This window comes from Calothrix sp. CBUCES-K 9914 (genome assembly GCF_059640475.1).
This window is the reverse complement of sequence record NZ_JBXXZH010000117.1, coordinates 22,287-28,286: the sequence shown is the minus strand read 5'-3', so window position 1 is coordinate 28,286 and position 6,000 is coordinate 22,287. Positions and strand designations below refer to the sequence as shown.

The window sequence follows — 6,000 nt, the reverse complement described above, 5'->3', positions numbered from 1 at the left end:
CTCGTTCATCACAAAACCTATCGTTGACGTATGGGCGCCAACCTTAACTTGACACCAATGGCATCCTTGCCCATTCCACAAGAAAATAAAAATGACCCAACAACCAAAACTACAACCACAAACATACCAACAAAGAGTACGCCAAATAATAGAGCTTGGGCGCCAAGCAAACACCAACTCTGAAATTACCCAGACATTAAACGCATTAGAACAAGGCGACTTTTCCCTTCAGTACTGGCAAAACTCGTTTTATATTACCTTTAACAAATGGTTTTTATAGCTGGACTACACAACAGCAAGAGATTTTTCAAAAAACTCTCGAAGAAGTTACTCAAGACGATGAGCGCGATATTCCAACCTTACTATATGTCATCAGGCAACTAGCAGCACTTCCAGCAGTACAACCAACTTCGTTACTACAATTAGCAAGTCATGATAATCCGAAATTAGCACTTCGCGATGCTGCATTACACGCACTTCCACACTTAGATAGTCCTGATGGTATGAGAGTGCTTATTGAAGCAATGAATGATGACCGCGCGCGAATTGCTATTTATGCGCTGCGGAGTATACTTTTACAAATGCGTATTAACCAAGCATTACAAACCCTACGTGCAGTTCCTTTAAATAAAGTGACTAGTGCAACTTACAGAAATGATGCGAACGAGCTAGTACAATTAGAACAACAGCTTTCACTTTTATATCACTGTGTAAGGATTCAGGCGCCTAAATCTACAAGCAATTATTTTTTACTGGAATTAACTCTATAGATGGCACCGATCATAAATCTATCTTAGTTTTCTTCTCTATGTTCTCTGTGGTAAAAATTACTGACTCCCCAAATATTACTGCACAGGCGGGACGCCTATGCTACGGTCTCGATCTTTATCCGTTACATCCGTTGCATCCGTTGCCAGTCTTCACGAAATAATATCTTTGCTCATGTAGTTGCTTAATAGATGCGACGCGCGAACAAGTGCGTGTATCGCATCCCTACAGTACGTAAGTGATTAAGGTGCATCCTCATGCATCCAAGCATTATACCTGGGTTGTGAATAGAGCTAATCTCTATACGCAACCTTTTTCCAATTAAAATAAATGTGCCAAGAAGCGGAAAAATATCGTGGAAACAGATTTACTCGGTTTAGAAATTAGTAAGGGAGAACTCAGACGTTTAACAGGGTTTGACCCGGATGAGGTGTTTCGACCCTCAATAATGCGGGATAAAAACAAACGCTTAGGATTTATTGGCAACGAGCTAATGATAGCTTTAGCCTTAACCCCGCTTATAGTCGGATTTATTTATGCTTTTCTAATATTACCCACAATCGGTACATCTATACCTATAGGAATCACTTTACTAATCTTTGTACCAATATTAGTACTATTTGGACGCTGGTTCTGGCGCCTAAAAACATGTCCAAAAGTAGTAACAGTGCTTTTAGATGAAGTTGATAGATACCACGCAGTAATTCAATCAATCGATATTAGCGACCAACTAGCAACATCAGGAAATAAAACTTCACATATCGAAGACAGGGAAAAAGTTATATCAGGACTACAGCTAATTCGCGAAGATTTGGTACGCGCGTTAAAAACAGAACGTATTTTGCGAGATAATAAAGAATTGCTTGCCAATAATCAAGAATTATCTATAAATAATCTCTCTAACCTGCAAGCTTTGCAAGTTAGTACAGAAGCGAGCGAATACGCTCAACTTCTTAATCAATCATTACAGATTGCTATCGACGTGCAAGCAGAAATTAGAAAACTACAGTCGCAGCGTTGAGTAAAAAATGACCACTAAACCTAAAATAATTGTTCTCGATGATGACCCAACTGGTTCGCAAACTGTCCACAGTTGCTTGCTTTTGATGCGCTGGGATGTGGACACTTTACGTCTCGGTTTGCGCGATGATTCACCGATATTTTTTGTGTTAACTAATACTCGGTCTTTAACTCCCGAAGCTGCTACCGAGGTTACAAAAGAAGTTTGTCATAATCTCAAAATTGCCATTGAGGCAGAAAAAATTCAAGATTTCTTAGTCGTCAGTCGTTCTGATTCTACATTACGCGGACATTACCCTATCGAAACCGACGTTATTGCCTCTGAACTTGGCCCCTTTGATGCTCACTTTTTAGTACCTGCATTTTTTGAAGGTGGACGCATTACCCGTGACAGTATACATTATTTGATTATTGATGGGGTTCCCACTCCAGTACATGAAACCGAATTTGCGCGCGATTCGGTATTTGCTTATAGTTATAGTTATTTACCCAAGTACGTTGAAGAAAAAACCAAAGGCAGAATACCAGAAGATTCTGTAGAAAGATTTTTACTATCTGATATTCGTGCAGGCAGTAAAGAGCGCTTAATGAATCTTCATAATAATCACTGTGGAGTTATCGATGGTGAAACTCAAGCTGACTTAAATAAGTTTGCCCAAGATATTTTATCCGCAGCAAGTCAGGGAAAACGCTTTTTGTTTCGCAGTGCTGCCAGCATATTAACCGCACTCGCTGCTTTACCACCACAACCAATCGGCGCCCAAGATATGGCACAGTATGTACGTTACGGTAAACCTGGTGCTGTTATTGTGGGGTCACATGTTAAAAAGACAACTCAGCAATTAGAAAAATTATTACAAGCTGAAGGTATTACAGGGATTGAAATAGATGTAGCAAAATTAATTAATAATGGTAACGAAGCAGGACTTTTATCTGATACTCTACTAGCTATAGGCACCGTACACTCTGAAGGCAAAACTCCTGTAATATATACTAGTCGTACTGAACTCACCTTCCCTGACGTTAAGACTCGATTAGACTTTGGCACCAAAGTTTCCAATTTACTAATGGATATAGTTCGAGGTTTACCCGAAGATATTGGATTTTTAATCAGTAAAGGTGGAATTACGTCGAATGATGTTCTTAGCAACGGTTTAGCTTTAACATCCGCACGGTTACTTGGTCAAATTTTAGCAGGTTGCTCTATGGTAACAACTCCAAGCGACCATCCGCGATTCCCAAACCTACCAGTTGTGTTGTTTCCTGGTAATGTCGGTGATGATTCGGCTTTAGCTACAGTTTACCAAAGATTAACCAAAGGCGCCTCTTAATAATATGCTAGTAACAGGATATCCCTAAAATTTAACAAGAGCGTTTTTTGGCTGGTGTTATATGACTTATGATTCTGCTACCCCAAATCTAGAATCAAATCCTAATAATTTTGAACCAGCACAAGTTAATCAAAAGGAATTTGATACTGATATAAATCCGATTCTTCCCGATGCGGAAGTTGATACAGTCCTGCATTTCATCTCTAATCCAACTGTTGATGATGGTAATCACTTTATCTCTAGTTTGGCAAACTCTGAAACACTTATATCCAACCACGAAGAGTTGGAGGAAAATACCATAGTTGTGGAAACAAGTATCCCTACATACCTGTCTACCCCAGTTGCTGAGTATAAAGTAGATTTACCACTTGATGATATTGAGGTAAGGATGACTAATGATGTAAATTCTGATGAAGACTTGAATACAAGAGTACCATCAAATCCAAATCAACAATTAAATACTTCTCCTCAAAATACTGAACTTCTGCAAACTAGTATTCCTGAAAATACCTATAAAGAAAATAGTCTTTCTGAGAGTATTTCTTCTACAAACCTTCCCTCAGTATTCGAGCAAAAACAACTACCTATTCCTGGTAGTACTGAAATGCCAGATGATGGTTATAATGAAGAAAAAGCGGAATTATCTACTGAAACATCTGTAGAATTAGGTATTATTTCAAACTTAGATGAAGATATAACGTCTCTGGATTCTTTACCAAAACCCGTTCCAAACCGCAATATTCAGGTACAGTTTAAAACCGAAGCTGAACGACTTGTAATTATTTTACCTAAAGAATTGCAATCCAGTATTTCCGAATATAGTTGGTCAGAAATTTGGCAACAGTTAAAACAACGTTTAAATGGTGGAGACCGTCTGCGTGTAGCTAATACTAATGTACATTTAGTTGCGGGTGACAGATTGCTCGATGCAAGACAACTTCAGGAACTTGCCGAATCTTTGAAAGAGGTAGAACTCCAGTTAAAATCTGTAGCTACAAGTCGAAGACAAACAGCGATAGCTGCTGTGACAGCAGGTTATTCAGTTGAACAACTTCAATTACAACCCAGAATTTCTTTTTCTTCAGACAAGGAAAAATCAGATGTTACTCCTCTAGCAGAACCGTTATACATGGAGATGACAATTCGTTCGGGTGTAGAAATTCGTCATCCTGGGACTGTAATTATTTTGGGAGATGTGAATCCTGGTGGTATTGTAGTTGCTTCGGGCGATATTTTGGTTTGGGGTCGTCTCCGTGGAGTGGCTCATGCTGGTGTTAATGGCAACAGTGAGTGTTTAATTATGGCCTTACAAATGGAACCAACACAGCTACGTATTGCCGATGCTGTGGCACGGGCGCCGGAAAAAACACTTACACAATTTCATCCCGAAGTGGCATATATAACATCAGGAGTAATTCATATTGCGAAAGCTGCTGATTTCTCCAGATTAAGTAAAATTAATCAACAGCCATTAAAAATAGAACAATAAGAGAAGAGAAGGATAATCAACAGGTAAAAAATTAATACTTAATGATTATGCTTCGTGCTTCTTGCTTTATACTTTTTATTCATACTTCGGTATATTTTTGAGTCTTAAATTAAGCGCGCTTTGATCATGACTCGGATTATTGTAATTACCTCCGGCAAAGGAGGAGTGGGTAAAACCACGGTTTCAGCTAATTTAGGGATGGCGATAGCTAAGATGGGGCGCCAAGTAGCACTGGTAGACGCTGATTTTGGTCTGCGAAATCTCGATTTGCTCCTTGGCTTGGAAAACCGTATTGTTTATACAGCGGTTGAGGTATTGGCACGCGAGTGTCGGTTGGAACAAGCTTTGGTAAAAGACAAACGTCAACCGAATCTTGTACTTCTACCTGCTGCACAAAACCGTAGCAAAGAAGCGGTAACACCCGACCAAATGAAGCTATTGGTCAATGCATTAGCACAAAAGTATCAGTATGTAATTATTGATAGTCCTGCTGGTATCGAAAACGGGTTTAAAAATGCGATTGCACCAGCAAAGGAAGCTTTAATTGTCACAACTCCAGAAATTTCTGCGGTTCGTGATGCCGACCGTGTGGTTGGTTTATTAGAAGCACAGGGTGTAAAGCGCGCGCATTTGATTATCAATCGCATTCGCCCAGCAATGGTGCGGGCAAATGATATGATGTCAGTACAGGATGTTCAGGAACTACTAGCAATTCCTTTAATTGGTGTAATCCCTGACGATGAGCGCGTAATTGTCTCAACCAATCGTGGCGAGCCTCTTGTATTATCCGAGACACCTTCTTTAGCAGCGACGGCGTTTGAAAACATCGTTCGTAGATTAGAAGGCGAAACGGTCGAGTTCCTTGACCTTGACTCGCCCCATGAAAATATCTTTGCCCGCCTCCGCAAGTTGTTGTGGACAAAGATTATTTAACGCTACTTCCACCCTTGCACTTTCTGGCTGCAATGATTCTCGAATTTATAGAACGTCTTTTTTCTCGTAATAACGATACCAGTCGTAGTGAAGTCAAACGTCGCCTACAACTGGTAATCGCTCACGACCGCGCTGATTTAAGTCCTCAAATAGTAGAGAAGATGCGGCAAGAAATCCTAGAAATTGTTTGCCGCTATGTGGAAGTAGAAACGGATGGTTTAGAATTCACCTTAGAAAGCAATCAACGCACAACCGCTTTGATTGCGAATTTACCCATCCGTAGAGTCAAAGAATCTACTTCCGAAGAAGAAGCCAAGAGCGAGAAAGTTTAGCTTAATAAAATATTACTATTCTTAGCCCCCCTTCCACGCGCTACTGTGTAGACACAAGTCTCTAAAAGTCACCTTTCTTCTCTTTCTTTGCGTCTTTGCGCGCTTTGCGGTTAATTCTTTAACAAAC

The 6,000-nt window shown here is 40.0% G+C and carries 7 protein-coding genes; all 7 read left to right on the top strand.

What is annotated here, in order from left to right; all coding sequences use genetic code 11:
* Positions 1–91 precede the first annotated feature (91 nt).
* The 7 genes from AC2JBO_RS24180 to minE all read left to right on the top strand — a co-directional run bounded on the left by AC2JBO_RS24180 (position 92) and on the right by minE (position 5,873).
* Positions 92–280 (top strand): hypothetical protein, encoded by a 189-nt coding sequence (locus AC2JBO_RS24180; protein WP_496956179.1) that lies wholly within the window; start codon positions 92–94, stop codon positions 278–280.
* A 223-nt stretch (positions 281–503) separates the two neighbouring features.
* Positions 504–770, top strand: a complete 267-nt coding sequence (locus AC2JBO_RS24175; RefSeq protein WP_496956178.1) for a hypothetical protein — start codon at positions 504–506, stop codon at positions 768–770.
* A 353-nt stretch (positions 771–1,123) separates the two neighbouring features.
* Positions 1,124–1,789: a hypothetical protein gene (locus tag AC2JBO_RS24170; protein ID WP_496956177.1), complete on the top strand. Its 666-nt coding sequence runs from the start codon at positions 1,124–1,126 to the stop codon at positions 1,787–1,789.
* A gap of 7 nt (positions 1,790–1,796) precedes the next feature.
* Complete coding sequence (locus AC2JBO_RS24165) at positions 1,797–3,119, top strand: four-carbon acid sugar kinase family protein (protein ID WP_496956176.1); 1,323 nt, start codon at positions 1,797–1,799, stop codon at positions 3,117–3,119.
* 604 nt (positions 3,120–3,723) lie between these two features.
* Entirely contained in the window at positions 3,724–4,608 is an 885-nt protein-coding gene (minC, locus tag AC2JBO_RS24160; RefSeq protein ID WP_496956182.1) for a septum site-determining protein MinC, read from the top strand.
* A gap of 126 nt (positions 4,609–4,734) precedes the next feature.
* Positions 4,735–5,541 carry a septum site-determining protein MinD gene (gene minD / locus AC2JBO_RS24155; RefSeq protein WP_496956175.1) on the top strand — a complete coding sequence of 269 codons (807 nt, stop codon included), beginning with the start codon at positions 4,735–4,737 and terminating at the stop codon, positions 5,539–5,541.
* A gap of 32 nt (positions 5,542–5,573) precedes the next feature.
* Positions 5,574–5,873 carry a cell division topological specificity factor MinE gene (gene minE / locus AC2JBO_RS24150; protein ID WP_496956181.1) on the top strand — a complete coding sequence of 100 codons (300 nt, stop codon included), beginning with the start codon at positions 5,574–5,576 and terminating at the stop codon, positions 5,871–5,873.
* Positions 5,874–6,000 lie beyond the last annotated feature (127 nt).